The sequence below is a fragment of the Duganella sp. CT11-25 genome, from assembly GCF_047302815.1.
GTDB lineage: Bacteria > Pseudomonadota > Gammaproteobacteria > Burkholderiales > Burkholderiaceae_D > Rugamonas.
Map to the genome: position 1 here is coordinate 5,055,019 of NZ_JBKBFD010000001.1, position 14,796 is coordinate 5,069,814.

Below are 14,796 nucleotides of genomic sequence, written 5' to 3' on the forward strand. Positions count from 1 at the left end.
ACGAATTATGTACCATGAAATCGATTTCACAAATACAGAAAACGATTTCATCAGATTTGAAAACGTTTTCAAGCAATATGAAATCGTTTTCTACGATAAATGTGGCACCGCCCTTCCCCTCGGCGATCGCTACCAAAAGGAGACTTATGAACGTCCACGTACCACAGTCCGGGAAGCGCTTGCCGTCCCCGATCCAAATCGCCATCCTCGCCCTGATGGCTGGCACCAACGTCGCCTACGCAGCCGATGCACAAGTCGCTCCGGCAGCCGAGCAGGCCGCTCCTGCCGCAGCGGCCGACACCGGCAAAATCACCGAGGTGTACGTCACCGCCACCAAACGTACCACGTCGCTGCAAAAGACCCCGGTCGCGGTGACCGCGCTGAACGCCGCTGCGCTGGATGACAATCACGTACAAACCATCCAGGACGTCGTCAATCTGGTGCCTGGCTTCTCGGCCACCGGCCAGGGCGACCATGGCGTGATCACCATGACCATGCGCGGCATCGGCAACGACAGCGCCAAGACCGAATATGCGGATCCTGAAGTCGCCACCTTCGTCGACGGCATCTACTCGCCGCGTCCAGAAGGCGCGACCGCGCTGTTGTTCGACCTGGAAGCGATCGAAGTCCTGCGCGGACCGCAAGGCACGCTGTGGGGCCGCAACTCGACCGTCGGCGCCGTCAACATGCAGACCGTGAAGCCGGAAATCGGCAGCACCTCCGGCAACTTCGAGATGGGCTATGGTAACTACGCCCGCCTCGGCGCGCGCGGCGCGGTCAACATCCCGGTCAGCGACACGATGGCGCTGCGCGTGGCGGTGGTGCACGAGCAGCATGACGGCTATGTCGACTATCAGTCGGCGCCGACGCCGACGCTGGCGCAGCAGCATGCGGCGGCCGATCCGGTCATCGCCGCATGGAACGCCGCGCATCCGGGCAACCCGATCGGCTTCCAGGCACTGAACCCTAACCTGTACGTGCGCAACGGCCAGAAGTACAGCGCGCAGGACCAGAGCGCGGCGCGCCTGAGCTTCCTGTGGAACGTCACGCCGGGCCTGAAGTGGAACCTCGCGTACGAGCACTACATGGACCGTGGCACGCCGAGCATGAACCTGTTGCAGCAGCAGCGCCCGGGCCAGGAATTCTGGTCGGCGCTGATCGACACCGCACCGAACGTCAACCGCGATTCGAACTCGGTGCGCAGCCGCGTGGACTACCAGATCAACAACGATGTGGCGCTGGCCTACATCGCCGGCTACTCCCGCTTCAACGGCTCGTCGACCTTCGACCAGGACGGCGGCGCCAACCCGGCCACCAGCTTCACCACCAGCAGCAACGTCACCGGCACCGGCGGCTTCCAGGCGAATAACACAGTCTGGTCCAAGTACAAGAACTACAGCCACGAGCTGGAAATCCAATCGACCGGCAAGCGCGACGTCGACTGGTTGCTCGGCCTGTACTACGCGAACGAAGACAACGGCATCCGTTTCGACATTCCGATCATGAACGGCACCGAGCAGGGCACCGTGAGCTGGCAGGGTTCCTTCATCCAGCCTAAGGAAACCGTGGATTCGAAAGCGGTGTTCGGCCAGACCACCTGGAATGCGAGCGATGCGCTGCACCTGACCGTCGGCGCGCGCTACACCTCGGACAAGCGCACCAATGAGGGCGGCACCAACAACAGCTTCACCGATGCGAATGCGCCGCAAGTTCCGGTGAATCCTTCGATGAACCCGCTGTCGCCGGCGTCCGGCTTCACGACCTACCAGCGCAACGATGGCGAATTCAAGGATCACAAGCTGACCGGCCTGGTTCGCCTGAGCTATGAAATCGACAAGAACAACATGGTGTTCGGCAGCGTTTCGACCGGCTACAAATCGGGCGGCCTGCAGGATGGCGGCGTGCCATATGGTTCCGAGACGTTGACCAACTTTGAAATCGGCTCCAAGAGCACCTTCCTGGGCGGTTCGCTGCGGGTGAACAACTCGGCGTACTACGAGAAGTTCAAGGGCTTCCAGTTCAGCGCGCCGGTAACCTTCGCCGACGGCAACCGTGGCCTCGCCACCAGCAACGCCGAAGGCGCCAAGGTATGGGGTCTGGAAACCGAGATCGCCGCCAAGATCACCCGCGAAGACCGCGTGCAGTTCACCGCCGCCTACACCAACGCCACGCTGAAGAAGCTGATCGGCGGCAGTAACGACTACGTGCTGCCTGCCTGCACGGCGCCTGGCATCACCAACCCTTGCCTGGACGTGACGGGCAACGACATGCCGCACTCGCCGAAATTCAGCGCACAGCTGATGTACCAGCACAGCTTCGCGCTGGACAGCGGCACGCTGATTCCTCGCATCAGCGCCCACTACGAAACCGCCAGCTGGCTGAGCGTGTTCAACCTGGGTGAGCCGGATCGTCAGAAGGCGTACACCCGTACCGACCTGGGTCTGCGTTTCGACGCCAACTCGAAGTGGTACTTCGACGCCTTCGTCCGCAATGCGGAAGATGCGAAGATCAAGACCAGCGCGATGAACGCCAACGGCCCGTGGCAAGCGCAGTACCTGCCGCCGCGCACCTTCGGCATCAACGTCGGCAAGTCGTTCTAAGCAAAGAGTTTTTCATGTAGTTCCAGTGTTGTCTGTGGTCTTCCAACCCCTCGTGCCTTTACCGGCCGAGGGGTTTTTTTTATGCGATACTCGGGCGTGTGTTTTCCTGCCGAGGTTTTAATGGTTTCCCGTATCCTGCTCGCCGCCGCGCTGCTGGTTTTGCACGGCGTGGCGTCCGCCGCGCCATGTGTCGAGCCGCCGCCCGATCCTGCCAACACCTATGACGCGCAGCATACCTACGACAAGCTGGTGAAGGACTATCCATTCATCCGGATCGCCGGCGCGGCGCTGCCCGACGGCGTGCGCAAGGTCGCCGACCAGACCTACGTTCAATACGGGGCGCGTTGCCTGAAGCTGGATATGTATCTGCCGGCGGGGCGGCGCTTGCCGGTGGTGGTGCTGGTGCATGGCGGCGGCTGGCGCTCGGGCTTCAGATCCGAGTTCGCGCCGATGGCGGTGCGGCTGGCGCAGCGCGGCTATGCGGCGGTCACGGTCAGCTATCGTTTGTCCGGTGAAGCGCGGTATCCCGCAGCGATCGAGGACGTGCAGGCGGCGGTGCGCTGGGTGCGCGAGAATGCGGAACGGTACGGCATCGATCCTCAGCGCATAGCCTTGGCGGGCGGCTCGGCAGGCGGGCAGATTGCCAGCCTGGCGGCGGTGACGGGGCAGGGGAGCAGCGCCGTGCAGGCCGTGATCAACATCGACGGCCTGTCGGATTTCACGACGGAGCTGGCGCTCAAGTATGAAGACGATGCGAAGAAAAACCCATCGTCGGCCGGTGCCTGGTTCGGCGGCCGCTATGGGGAAAAGACAGCGTTATGGCGCGAAGCCTCGCCGATCCAGTACGTCAAGCCTGGCATGCCACCGATACTCTTCATCGGCAGCGCCCAACCGCGCTTCTCCGCCGGCCGCGAAGAGATGATGGCTCGCATGGCGCAGGCGGGTGTGGCCAGCCGCAAGCTGATCCTGCCCGACACGCCGCACTCGTTCTGGCTATTCGATCCCTGGCTACAACCCACGGTCGACGCCACCATCAACTTCCTGGTGTCAGTGCCGACATTCGGACACGGGCTCTAGCGTACTAAGGCAGAGTTCGTGTCCGAATGTCGGCACTGACACCGAAGTTAGTCTTTGTTGTGGAACGGGGCGAACCAGGTGACCAGGAAGGATGGAATCGTGGCGGCCATCACCAGCCAGAAGTAGTGTACGTAGCCCAGCGATTGCTGCAGGTGGCCGCTGACGACGCCGGTGACCATCATGCACAGGCCCATCAGGCCCGTGCCGAAGGCGTAGTGCGTGGTGGTGTATTTGCCCGGCGCCAGTTGCTGCATCAGGTAGATCATGAAGCCGACCGAGCCGAAGCCGAAGAAGAATTTTTCCACCGCGACGCCGGCGCTGATGATGAGCAAATTGCTTGGCTGGTAAATGCTCATCAGCAGGAAGGTGACGTTGGGGATGTTGACCGCGCAGCACAGGATGAACAGGGTCGCCGGCAACCCGCGGCGGGCGACGAAGATCCCGCCCAGCAGCGATCCAAGCAGCACCGCGATCAGGCCGTAGGTGCCGTAGATCAGGCCCAGCATCTCGTTCGACAGTCCCAGCCCGCCCTGCGCCACCGGATCGACCATGAAGAAGGGGCCGATCTTTTCCAGCAGGCCGATACTGAGGCGGAACACGAACGCGAACGCCACCATCAGCCACACGTCGCGCTTCTGGAAGAAGGTGACGAAGGAGTCCTTGAGGATGAAGGCCGCTTCGCCCACCGAGGTCGGCGCGTTTTCCGCCTTGGCGCCGTCCGGCATGACGCGCATGTGCCACAGCGCGGTGACGATGGTGATGGCGGCGACGATGAAGAAGATGATGCGCCACGAGTCGATCCACTCCGGACCGAACACGCCGGCCTGGTGATGGAAGTAGTGCGTGTGCAGCCAGCCGCTCAGGTACACCATGCCGCCCGAGGCGACGATGGGGCCGACGTTCCAGCTCAAACTCTGGATGCCGCAGAACAGCGATTGCGTCTTCGAGTCCAGCGAGGTGACGTACACGCCGTCCGAGGCGATGTCCTGCGTGGCGCCGACCAGCGACAGTATCCCGAACAGGAACACCATGATGACCATGTAGTCCGGCAGCGACATCGCCAGCGCGACGCCGGCGAAGCCGGTGCCGACGATCAGCTGCGCGCATAGCACGAAGAACTTCTTGGTGCGGTACATTTCCACGAACGGCGCGAACAGCGGCTTGATGGTGTACGCCAGGATCAGGTAGCTGGCGTATTGTGCCGCCTGGCCGTTGTCCATGCCGAGGTTCTTGAACATGATGGAGGTGACGCTGGTCAGCATCATGTAGGTCAGCGCCATCGAGAAGTAGCCGCTCGGGACCCACAGCATCGGTGTGCCGCGCGCGAACATGGCGCGGAACAGCGACTGCTGCTCGCCCGGCGCTACGGTGGAAGATGCTGAAGCGGCCTGCTGCTCTTGCGGCACGGCGGATGGTGCGGTTGTCATGATGTCGTCCTCGTTATTCTCTGTGGAGTGTAGCACTTGGCTCTGCGGCCAATATTGAAACGGGAACCGCCGGCACGGGGCCGGCGGCATACTACGGTTGCGCTGCTCAGGCGGCGTGCGCGGTGCGCTGCGGACGCTGTTGGACCAGGTAGTCCTTGTACCACAGGGCGCTGTGCTTCAAGGTGCGCTTCTGCGTCTCATAGTCGACGTGGACGATGCCGAAGCGCTTGGCGTAGCCCGAGTTCCATTCGAAGTTGTCCAGCAGGCTCCAGAGGAAGTAGCCCTGGATGTCCACGCCTTGCAGGCGGGCGTCGTTCAGCGCCTTCAGGTGGCGCAGCACGAAGTCGATGCGCGCTTCGTCCGGGATCTCGCCGTTGACGATGGTGTCCGGATTGGCCATGCCGTTTTCGGTGATGTAGATCGGCGGCAGCTCGTATGCCGCGTTCAGTTTCAGCAGCAGTTCGGTCAGGCCGTCCGGGAAGATCTCCCAACCCATGTCGGTCTTGCCCAGTTTGCATTCCGGCTGGCGCGGCGGCGTCTCGGTGCTGCAGAACGCGCGGAAGTAGTAGTTCACGCCCAGGAAATCGATCTTCTGGTGTGCGATGGCCAGGTCGCCGTCCTGCACCACCGGCGCGTTGTCGCCGTGGACCTTGAGTGCCAGTTCCGGGTACGTGCCTTTGAAGATGGGATCCATGAACCATTCGACCGAGCGCGAATATTCGAATTCGGCGGCGGCGATATCGGCCGCGCTGTCGGTGGCCGGATCGGCGGTCCACTGGTTCAGCACGATGCCCAGCTGGGCCGAGCTGCCGACCTTGCGCATGGCGCTCATCGCCAGGCCGTGCGACAGCACCAGGTGGTGCGAGACCTGGACCGATTGCTTCAGGTCCGCCACGCCGGGCGCGAACTGCGCGTTGCCGTAGCCGAGGTTGGCCGTGCACCACGGCTCGTTGTGCGTTGCAATCGTTTTCAGGCGATTGCCGAAGCGGCGCGCCACTTCGGCCGCGTATTCGGCGAAGTGGTAGGCGGTCTCGCGGTTCAACCAGCCGCCGTCGTCCTGCAGGCCTTGCGGCAGGTCCCAGTGGTAAAGGGTGACGTGGGCGTCGATGTTCTTGCTTTCCAGTTCGGTCAGCAGGCGGTCGTAGAAGGCGAAGCCGGCTTCGTTCCAGGCGCCTTTGCCTTGCGGCTGCACGCGCGCCCAGGCCATCGAGAAGCGGTAGGCGTCCACGCCCAGGCCGGACATAATGGCCACGTCTTCGGGATAGCGGTTGTAGTGGTCGCAGGCGACGTCGCCGTTGCTGCCGTCGATGACTTTGCCCGGAGTGTGGCTGAAGGTGTCCCAGATCGACGGGCCTTTGCCGTCGGCGGTGGCGCCGCCTTCAATCTGGAAGGCGCTGGTGGCGACGCCCCAGGTAAACGAGGGCGGAAATTGCGTGAAATCGGTCATGTGTATCGTTTTTATAGGTTTAACGGGTGCGGGAGAGGACATTTTGACGTTTGAAAACGATTTCACGCCTCATGTGACGATTAGACCTCAAGTCAATCTGAGTGTCAATCGATTTGCGGAGGTGAGGGTTTTTGCGGGTTTGGACACTGATATAATGCTGCCTCATTGTTTTTTACCGACTATCTTCCTCCCATGTCTTCCGATACCCCTAAAGACGGCCCGGCGCGGCCTATGCTGTATGACCCGACCGAACACCGCATCCGCAGCTTCGTCACCCGCGCCGGCCGCCTGTCGACTGCACAGGCGCGCGCGCTGGAAGAGCTGAGCCCGAAGTTCATGATCGAATACGCCAAGGCGCCGCTCGACTATGAACAGGTGTTCGGCCGCAAGGCGCCGGTGGTGCTGGAAATCGGCTTCGGCATGGGCGGCACCACGGCCCACATCGCCGGCGTGATGCCGGAGAAGGACTTCATCGGCGTGGAAGTGCACACGCCCGGCGTGGGCAGCCTGCTCAAGCTGATCGAAGAGCAGGGTTTGACCAACCTGAAGGCGATCCAGCACGACGCGGTGGAAGTGCTGAACCAGATGATCCCGGACGGCTCGCTGCACGGCGTGCATATCTATTTCCCGGACCCTTGGCACAAGGCGCGCCACAACAAGCGCCGCCTGATCCAGGCGCCGTTCGTCAAGCTGCTGGTGCGGAAGCTGGCCGTGGGCGGCTACCTGCATTGCGCCACCGACTGGGAAGACTACGCGGTGCAGATGCTGGAAGTGCTGGGCGCGGAAGAGGGCTTGCGGAACACGGCCGACGGCTACGCGCCGCAGCCGGCGTATCGTCCGTTGACCAAGTTTGAAAACCGCGGCCTGAAGCTGGGCCACGGCGTGTGGGATCTGGTCTTCAACAAGAAATAACTACTTGGGCAGCCTGGCGATGGCGGCGTTCAGGCGCTTGAACACATCGTCGGGCACCGCCTTGCTGCACCACAGGCGACGTTCGTAGCCTTTGTACAGGTCCGAGAAGTAGATGCGCTGGTAGCTGCCTGCGGGCGTGCCGGATGCCTTGATCGCTTCCTCGGCCTCCTCCTCGCTGATGAAGAAGTAGTCGATGCGGCGCTGGCGCAGCATCTCCAGCAGCTGCACAGCGCTGGCCGTGGTGCTGATGGCCTGGGTCTTGTAGCGGATCAGCGCGCGGTCGATCTGCGTACCGTAGGAGACGCCTTTGCGCACCATGACGCGCAGGCGCTGGTCGGTCAGCGTATCCTTCAGGTCTTCCTCGTTGTGCATGGCCGGATTGCCGGCCCATGTCAGCGCGAACGGGCGCTTGTCCTCATAAATCACTTCGGTGAATTTTCCGATGCGCTCGCGCTCCGGCGTTTGCAGCCAGCTCAGCATGCAGGCCGGTTGTTCGTTCGCCTTCAGCAGCGCCATCTGGTTCTTGGCCAAGGTTTGGCGGACCTCGTAGCGGATGCCGGCGGCGGTCAGCGCGGCGATCGCCGGCTTGGCGGCAAGGCCGGTCAGCACGCCGCGCGAGTCGGCGTAGTGCAGCGGCGGGCTTTGGATATAGTGCAGCACCAGCGGTTCCGCGGCGCTTGCTGCGCCGGTTGCGAAACTGACCAGCAGCAGCAACGTTTTCATTTTTCCAGCGTCTCCATGTCCAACGCGACGATGTAAGCCAGGCGCTTGCCTTCCCACAGGCCGCCGCCGCGCACTTGCGCGTCGCAGGTGGTGAGCAGGCCGTCGATCTCGTCGCGCTTCAGGTTCTCGCGGAACTTGACCGAGGCTTTCTGTGACAGGTAGCCGGCCATGCGGCCATCGAGGAAAACGGCGACGGCGGCGCCTTCGTAAGGATTCAGATCGTCCAGCATCAGCGTGGCCAGGTAGGGCGCGGCTGCGGCTTTATCGCCGTGCGCGCCGGCCAGTTCCTTCAGCGTGCCCTGGTAGCGCGATTCGTTGACCACTTCGACCAGGAAGCGGCCGCCGTCGGACAGGTGCCGCGCCGCCGCGCCTTGCGGCAGCTTGGGCTCGTACGGCGTGGCGGAGCGCGCCGGCAGCTGCATCGGCTTGGCCGGATTGGTCTTGATGATCGCGTACACCACCAGTCCGGTGACGGCGATGATCAGCAGGGTGAGGATGATTTGCATGGTGCGCGTGTTCTTATAAAGGCCGTCATCTTAACGCATGCCCTCGGCCTGATACACAATTTTGCCGCCCACGACGGTTTGCAGCACCTTGATGTTGGCGATGTCCTCGGCCGGGATGGTGAAGAAGTTCCGGTCCAGGACGATCATGTCGGCCAGCTTGCCCACTTCCAGCGATCCGGTCAGCGTTTCCTGGCGCAGCGTGTAGGCCGCGTTCAGCGTGATGGCGCGCAGCGCGGCGGCGCGCGGCATGCCGGGCTGCGTTCCCAGCCTGCCGGCGTATTCCTTGCCGGCGTCCGGCGCGGCGGTGCGGGTGACGCCGACCTTGAGCGCGAACCATTCGTCGAGCGGATCGACCGGCCAATCGCTGCCGTAGGCGATGCGCGCGCCGGCGTCCAGCAGCTGCACGTGCGGCTCGACGAGGGCATAGCGCGCGGGGCCCATGTAGTCCTTCAGCGCGCCGACCGTATCGGGCGCCGGTTTCCCCCACTGGAAGGACAGCACCGGCGTCACGTCCAGCCTGGCGAAACGCGGATAGTCGGCCGGATCGACGATTTCATCGTGCGCCAGCGCCGGCCGCACGGCCTTGCCGGCCGGCGTGGCGCGCAGCTGCTCGATGGCGTCCAGCGTTTCGCGCACGGCGCGGTCGCCGTCGACGTGGATGTGCGGATCGATGCGGGCCTTGGCCAGTTCGGCCAGCGTGGTTTTCAGGGCATCCTGCGAGAAGTAGCTGGCCGGGCCGGTGCTGTCGCCGGGCTTCCAGTCGGGCTTTTCAGCCGTGCCTTTGTTGACCAGGTAGGGCTCCAGCATGGTGCCGGTGAAGGCCGGGGCGGAGATCACGCCGTCCATGAACAGCTTGGCATGGCGCACCTGCATCGATGGCGCGACCTTGGTCGGTCCCTGGTCGAACTGCTTCTGCTGTTTCAGCAGCTCGGCGACGGCGCTTTTCGGCGTGGCGCCTTTGTCCAGGTCGATCAGCACCGCGAAGTGCGCGCGCGCAGTCAGCTTGCCCTGCTTGTACAGGTCGGCGAAGGCGGTCATGGTTTCAGGGTCGGTGTAGGCGTCGAGGAAGCTGGTGATGCCCTGCTTGCGCATCGCCGCCAGCGCGGCCTTGGATGCGGCCAGGTTTTCGGCCACCGTCAGCGGCGGCAGCAGGTTCATGGCCAGGTCCTGCGCGGCGTCTTCCAGCAGGCCGGTGGCGTTGCCCTTGGCGTCGCGGGTGATCTTGCCGCCGGCCGGGTCGGGCGTGTCGCGCGCGATCCCGGCCGTCTGGATGCCCTTGGTGTTCAGCAGCGCGGAGTGGCCGAAGGAGGAGCGCACGATGATGGGGCGGTCTGTCTTCAGCGCATCGAGCGTGGCGGCGGTGGTTTCCACTCCGTCCGGCAGCATGCCTTGCTGGAACCAGTTGACGACCACCAGCCAGCGGTCGGCGCCGGACTTTTTATCCTTGTCGATGCAAGCCTGGATGCGCGACTGGAATTGCGGCACGGTGAGGTTCTGGTAATCCAGGCTGCAGTTTAGCAGGCGGCTGCCGCCGGACTGCGGGTGCATATGGCCGTCGATCAGTCCCGGCATCAGCATGCGGCCCTGCAGGTCGATCACCTTGGAGGCCTTGCCCGCCAGCGCCGCCACGCCGGCGTTGTCGCCGACGTAGACGATGCGGCCCTTGCGCACGGCCAGCGCCTGCCGCACGCTATCCTTGGCATCGACCGTGTAGACATAGCCGTTGCGGTAGATGGTATCGGCCGGCGCCGGTGCGCCGTGGGCCGATGCCGCCAGTGTCATGGTCAGTGCTGCGATGCAGGCCTTGCCGCTCATGCGTTCCCCTCGTTTATTGTGTCTATGTCGCTCCCAACGGCTTGGCGCGCGGAGCCGGCTGCAGGAATGCCAGCAGGTTCCCCGCCAGGACCAGCGCCAGTCCGCCCAATGCCAGCGGCGTCCAATGGTAGCCTTCGTAGATGGTCGAAATGGTCAATGCCACGATGGGGAATAATACCGTGGAATAGGCCGCGCGGTCCGGTCCTATGCGGCCGACCAGCAGCAAATAGGCGGTGAAGCCGATCACCGAGCCGGGGATCGCCAGGTAGAGCAGGGCGCCGAGGTAGCGCGGCGACGGATCGAGCGCGAACGGCATGCCCAGCGCCAGGGCGGCGACGCCCAGCGTGGTCGAGCCGATCAGCATGGCCCAGGTGTTGGTCAGCCACGGCGTCAGGCCCAGCGTCTGCATGCGGCTGGAGAGCAGGTTCCCGCAGGAGAAGCACAGCGTGCCGCCCAATGTGAGCGCAAGGCCCATCAGCACCTTGCTGTCGTTCCAGTGGCCCGCCATCTGCGGCGCGAACAGCATCACGATGCCGGCCAGGCCGAGCAGGGCGCCCATCATCACCTGGCGGCGGATCGGGCGGCCGAGGAAGATGCGGCCGTTGATGGCGTTCCACAGCGGGGCGGTGGAGAACACCACCGCTTCCAGTCCGCTGGTGACCCACTGGCTGGCGTAGTAGAAGCACAGGAAGTTCAGGCAGAACAGCGCGATCCCCTGCGCGAACAGATAGGGCCACGCCTGGCGCGGCGGCCACCACGGCTTGCGGGTGATGAGCAGGAATCCCATCAGCACGGCGGCGGCCAGCCAGAAGCGGTAGGCGATGGACACCGGCGCCGGTACGGAGCCGAGCTGGAAGGTGATGGCGATCCAGGTGGTGCCCCAGATCAGGACCGTCAGGAGGTAGAGGAATAGGTTCATGCCGCCAGCATGCCGGGCGCGGGCCTGCGGCGCTTGTCTGAAATTGCGCATTTGCGGCCGCCGCCAGCGCGCCAAGGGGGCTCCGTGCTAGACTTTATCCATCATGCCAGCCCGTCCCTCCACCGCCGCCCCCATCTACCCGTCGTATGCGCCGGAAGGCACGCTGTCGCATTCCGTGTTCAAGACGATGTCGGAAACCGATGCGGAACTGGAGCGCTTCGCCTGGCTGGGGGATGAATTGGCGGTGGCCATCTGGCGCCGCGATACGCCGATCGCCGAGACCAGCTACGACCGGCCAGGCCACCATACGCTGTCCTACTACATGGACGGCGGCTACCGTACCGAGCGCAGCGAGCTGCCCGGTTTGTACGGCGCCCCGAAGCGGCTATGCACGCTGCCGGACTGGCACGAGTCCAGCTGGACGGTGCGCGGCCGGATGCACTTCATGCACATCTACTTCCTGCCGGAGCACTTCACGCGGCGCGCGGTGGTGGAGCTGGACCGCGAACCGCGCGAGCTGACGCTGGCCGACCGCACGTATTTCGAACATGAGCGCATCGGGCATCTGTGCGCGTCGCTGGCGGCGATGCCCTGGAACGATCCGGATTCACTCCTGCGCGCCAACGAGATCACGCACGAAACGCTGAGCCACCTGCTGCATGCGCAATCGATGCCGCAGCACCAGCCGCGCGTGCGCGGCGGCCTGGCGCCGGCCGTGCGGCGCCGGCTGGCGGACTATATCGAAGCGAACCTGGCGCAGAATATCTCGCTGGGCATGCTGGCGCAGCTGGCCAATATGTCGGAGTACCACCTGGCGCGGATGTTCAGGATATCGTTCGGCATGCCGCCATCGGCGTGGATCGCGGCGCGCCGCGTCGAGCACGCGCGCCTGCTGTTGAAGACCACCGGCCAGCCCTTGCAGCAGATCGCCGACGCCTGCGGCTACGCGGACCTGAGTCACTTCAGCCACCGCTTCCGCGACAGCGTCGGCGCGCCGCCGAGCCGCTACCGCAGCATCGTCGCCGCTTAGTTTTTCTCGAACGAGAAGCCGGGCGCGTACAGGTGGTAGCCGTCGAAGTCCTGCTTGCCGATCTCCGCGCCATGGCTGCGGGCGATGGCGTAGGCCATGCTGAAGTGGAAGTAGAAGTTGGGCAGGATGTAGAGGTTCAGGTATTCATCGGCCGGCAGCGCGATGTCGGCGAAGCCGGCGCGGTCGCGGCAGATGCGGCTGGCATCACCGTCGAACCGTGACGGCGGGATCGCGGCGATGTAGCGCATCGTGTCATCGATCTGCGCCGCCAGCGCGGCGTAGGAAATTTCCTCGCGCTCGAAGCTGGTGGGCGGCAGGCCGGCCAGCGGGCAGCAGCCGCGCAGCGCGAAGTTGGCGGTGGCGCGCACCTGCGACGCGAACGGCAACATGTCCTGGTGCAGCCGCGCGGTGAGCGCCGCCGGGCCGCCGGCCCCGATTTTCTCCAGCATGCCGCGCAACTGCGCAAGCGAACGGTTGAAGACGGCGGCCGGACCCACGGCTTAATCCATCTCGCTGATCATGGCGACGATCTCGTCGCCATAGGACGCCAGCTTCTTCTCGCCGACGCCGGAGATGCCGCGCAGGTCGGACAGCGTGGTCGGACGCGCCTTGGCGATCTCGCGCAGCGTGGCGTCGTTGAAGATGATGTAGGCCGCGACATCGTGCGCGCGCGCCGTCTCCACGCGCCACCAGCGCAGCTTGTCGAAGATGGCCTGCTCGCGCGGCGACAGGTCGCTCTCGACGTAGCCTTTCGATGCCTTGCTCGGCGCCTTCTGCTTGACCGGTTTCTGGTACTGGCGCAGCTGCACCTTCTGCCCGCCTTTTAACACCGGGCGCGCGGCGTCGGTCAGCTTCAGCGAGCTGTATTGTTCATGGTCGACCGTCACCAGGCCGAGCGCGATCACCTGGCGCAGGATCGCGCGCCATTCCTGCTCGCTGCGGTCGGCGCCGATGCCGAACACCGACAGCGAATCGTGATGCCAGGTCTTGATGCGGTCCGTCTCGACGCCGCGCAGCACCTCGATCACGTGGCCGGCCGCGAAGCGCTGGTCGACCCGGTACACCGCCGACAGCAGCTTCTGCACCGGCACCGTGCCGTCGAAGGAGATCGGCGGAATCAAACAGGTATCGCAGTTGCCGCACGGGCCGGAGGCCTCGCCGAAGTAATCGAGCAGGCGCACGCGCCGGCAGCTCAGCGTCTCGCACAGGCCCAGCATCGCATCGAGCTTGTTGCCCAGCACGCGCTTGAAGGTTTCGTCGGCTTCCGATTCGTCGATCATGCGGCGCTGGAGCACCACGTCCTGCAGGCCGTAGGCCATCCAGGCGCTGGACGGATCGCCGTCGCGGCCCGCGCGTCCGGTCTCCTGGTAGTAGCCTTCGATGCTTTTCGGCAGATCCAGGTGGCAGACGAAGCGCACGTTCGGCTTGTCGATGCCCATGCCGAACGCGATGGTGGCGCACATGACGATGTTTTCTTCGCGCAGGAACCTGGCCTGGTTGGCGGCGCGCTTGGCGTGCTCCATGCCGGCGTGGTAGGCCATGGCGCGCACGCCGTTCTCGTTCAGGAACTCGGCGGTCTCCTCGACCTTCTTGCGCGACAGGCAGTAGACGATGCCGCAGTCGCCGCCATGCTCGGTGGTGATGAAGTCCAGCAGCTGCTTGCGGCCGTTGGCCTTTTCGACGATCTGGTAGCGGATGTTCGGACGGTCGAACGAGGACACGAACTGCGCCGCGTCCTCCAGCTTCAGGCGGTGCACGATCTCGGCGCGCGTCTGCGGATCGGCGGTCGCCGTCAGCGCGATGCGCGGCACGTTCGGGAACTGCTCGTGCAGCACCGACAGCTTGATGTATTCCGGCCGGAAGTCGTGGCCCCATTGCGAGACGCAGTGCGCCTCGTCGATGGCGAACAGCGCGATCTTCGAGGCCTGGAACAGGTTCAGGCAGCGTTCCGTCATCAGGCGCTCGGGCGCCACGTAGACCAGGTCGATCTCGCCGGTGCGCACCAGGCGCTCGATGCGGTTGGCTTCTTCGTAGGTCTGGGTGGAATTCAGGAACGCCGCGCGCACGCCGACCTCGGCCAGCGCGTCGACCTGGTCCTGCATCAGCGCGATCAGCGGCGAGACGACCACGCCGACGCCGTCGCGCACCAGCGCCGGGATTTGATAGCACAGCGACTTGCCGCCGCCGGTGGGCATCAGGACCAGCGCATCGCCGCCGCCGCTCACATGGCCGACGATCTCCGCCTGCTGGCCGCGGAAGACCGGGTAGCCGAACACGGTTTGCAGCAGATGGAGGGCGCGTTCGTTATTTTCCTGATGACTCATTTTTCTACTTCTACAA

The 14,796-nt window shown here is 64.4% G+C and carries 12 protein-coding genes; 4 read left to right on the forward strand and 8 right to left on the reverse strand.

The features are described from left to right. Positions 1 to 146 precede the first annotated feature (146 nt). Both ACEN9F_RS21725 and ACEN9F_RS21730 read left to right on the forward strand, forming a co-directional pair. Positions 147 to 2,600 (forward strand): TonB-dependent receptor, encoded by a 2,454-nt coding sequence (locus ACEN9F_RS21725; protein ID WP_413423230.1) that lies wholly within the window; start codon positions 147 to 149, stop codon positions 2,598 to 2,600. A 120-nt stretch (positions 2,601 to 2,720) separates the two neighbouring features. After that, positions 2,721 to 3,677 carry an alpha/beta fold hydrolase gene (locus tag ACEN9F_RS21730; protein ID WP_413423232.1) on the forward strand — a complete coding sequence of 319 codons (957 nt, stop codon included), beginning with the start codon at positions 2,721 to 2,723 and terminating at the stop codon, positions 3,675 to 3,677. 47 nt (positions 3,678 to 3,724) lie between these two features. Here ACEN9F_RS21730 and ACEN9F_RS21735 read toward each other — a convergent pair whose 3' ends face one another. Both ACEN9F_RS21735 and ACEN9F_RS21740 read right to left on the reverse strand, forming a co-directional pair. Further along, complete coding sequence (locus ACEN9F_RS21735; protein WP_413423234.1) at positions 3,725 to 5,104, reverse strand: MFS transporter; 1,380 nt, start codon at positions 5,102 to 5,104, stop codon at positions 3,725 to 3,727. Between the two features lie 106 nt (positions 5,105 to 5,210). Further along, positions 5,211 to 6,551: a GH1 family beta-glucosidase gene (locus ACEN9F_RS21740; protein WP_413423236.1), complete on the reverse strand. Its 1,341-nt coding sequence runs from the start codon at positions 6,549 to 6,551 to the stop codon at positions 5,211 to 5,213. A gap of 231 nt (positions 6,552 to 6,782) precedes the next feature. Between ACEN9F_RS21740 and trmB the strand changes: the two genes are divergently transcribed. Then, the gene (gene trmB / locus ACEN9F_RS21745; protein WP_413423238.1) at positions 6,783 to 7,463 is read left to right on the forward strand and encodes a tRNA (guanosine(46)-N7)-methyltransferase TrmB; all 681 of its coding nucleotides are present in this window, start codon (positions 6,783 to 6,785) and stop codon (positions 7,461 to 7,463) included. Here trmB and ACEN9F_RS21750 read toward each other — a convergent pair whose 3' ends face one another. From ACEN9F_RS21750 to ACEN9F_RS21765, 4 genes are read right to left on the reverse strand one after another with little or no spacing between them, the layout of a single operon-like run. Next, the gene (locus ACEN9F_RS21750) at positions 7,464 to 8,186 is read right to left on the reverse strand and encodes a substrate-binding periplasmic protein (RefSeq protein ID WP_413423240.1); all 723 of its coding nucleotides are present in this window, start codon (positions 8,184 to 8,186) and stop codon (positions 7,464 to 7,466) included. Continuing rightward, a complete protein-coding gene (locus ACEN9F_RS21755; protein WP_413423242.1) occupies positions 8,183 to 8,692 on the reverse strand; it encodes a hypothetical protein in 510 nt (169 codons plus the stop codon). Before ACEN9F_RS21755 ends, ACEN9F_RS21750 begins: the two co-directional genes overlap by 4 nt. Positions 8,693 to 8,722: 30 nt before the next feature. Beyond that, positions 8,723 to 10,507, reverse strand: a complete 1,785-nt coding sequence (locus ACEN9F_RS21760; protein WP_413423244.1) for an amidohydrolase — start codon at positions 10,505 to 10,507, stop codon at positions 8,723 to 8,725. Positions 10,508 to 10,529: 22 nt separating this feature from the next. Next, on the reverse strand, positions 10,530 to 11,426 hold the full coding sequence (locus ACEN9F_RS21765; RefSeq protein WP_413427131.1) for a DMT family transporter: 897 nt from the start codon (positions 11,424 to 11,426) through the stop codon (positions 10,530 to 10,532). A gap of 103 nt (positions 11,427 to 11,529) precedes the next feature. Between ACEN9F_RS21765 and ACEN9F_RS21770 the strand changes: the two genes are divergently transcribed. Continuing rightward, positions 11,530 to 12,456: a helix-turn-helix domain-containing protein gene (locus tag ACEN9F_RS21770; RefSeq protein WP_413423246.1), complete on the forward strand. Its 927-nt coding sequence runs from the start codon at positions 11,530 to 11,532 to the stop codon at positions 12,454 to 12,456. Here the strand turns inward: ACEN9F_RS21770 and ACEN9F_RS21775 are convergent. Both ACEN9F_RS21775 and recQ read right to left on the reverse strand, forming a co-directional pair. After that, entirely contained in the window at positions 12,453 to 12,953 is a 501-nt protein-coding gene (locus tag ACEN9F_RS21775) for a DUF1993 family protein (RefSeq protein WP_413423248.1), read from the reverse strand. The two genes, ACEN9F_RS21770 and ACEN9F_RS21775, sit on opposite strands and share 4 nt — an antisense overlap. 3 nt (positions 12,954 to 12,956) lie before the next feature. Further along, a complete protein-coding gene (gene recQ, locus ACEN9F_RS21780) occupies positions 12,957 to 14,780 on the reverse strand; it encodes a DNA helicase RecQ (protein WP_413423250.1) in 1,824 nt (607 codons plus the stop codon). Positions 14,781 to 14,796: the final 16 nt, after the last annotated feature.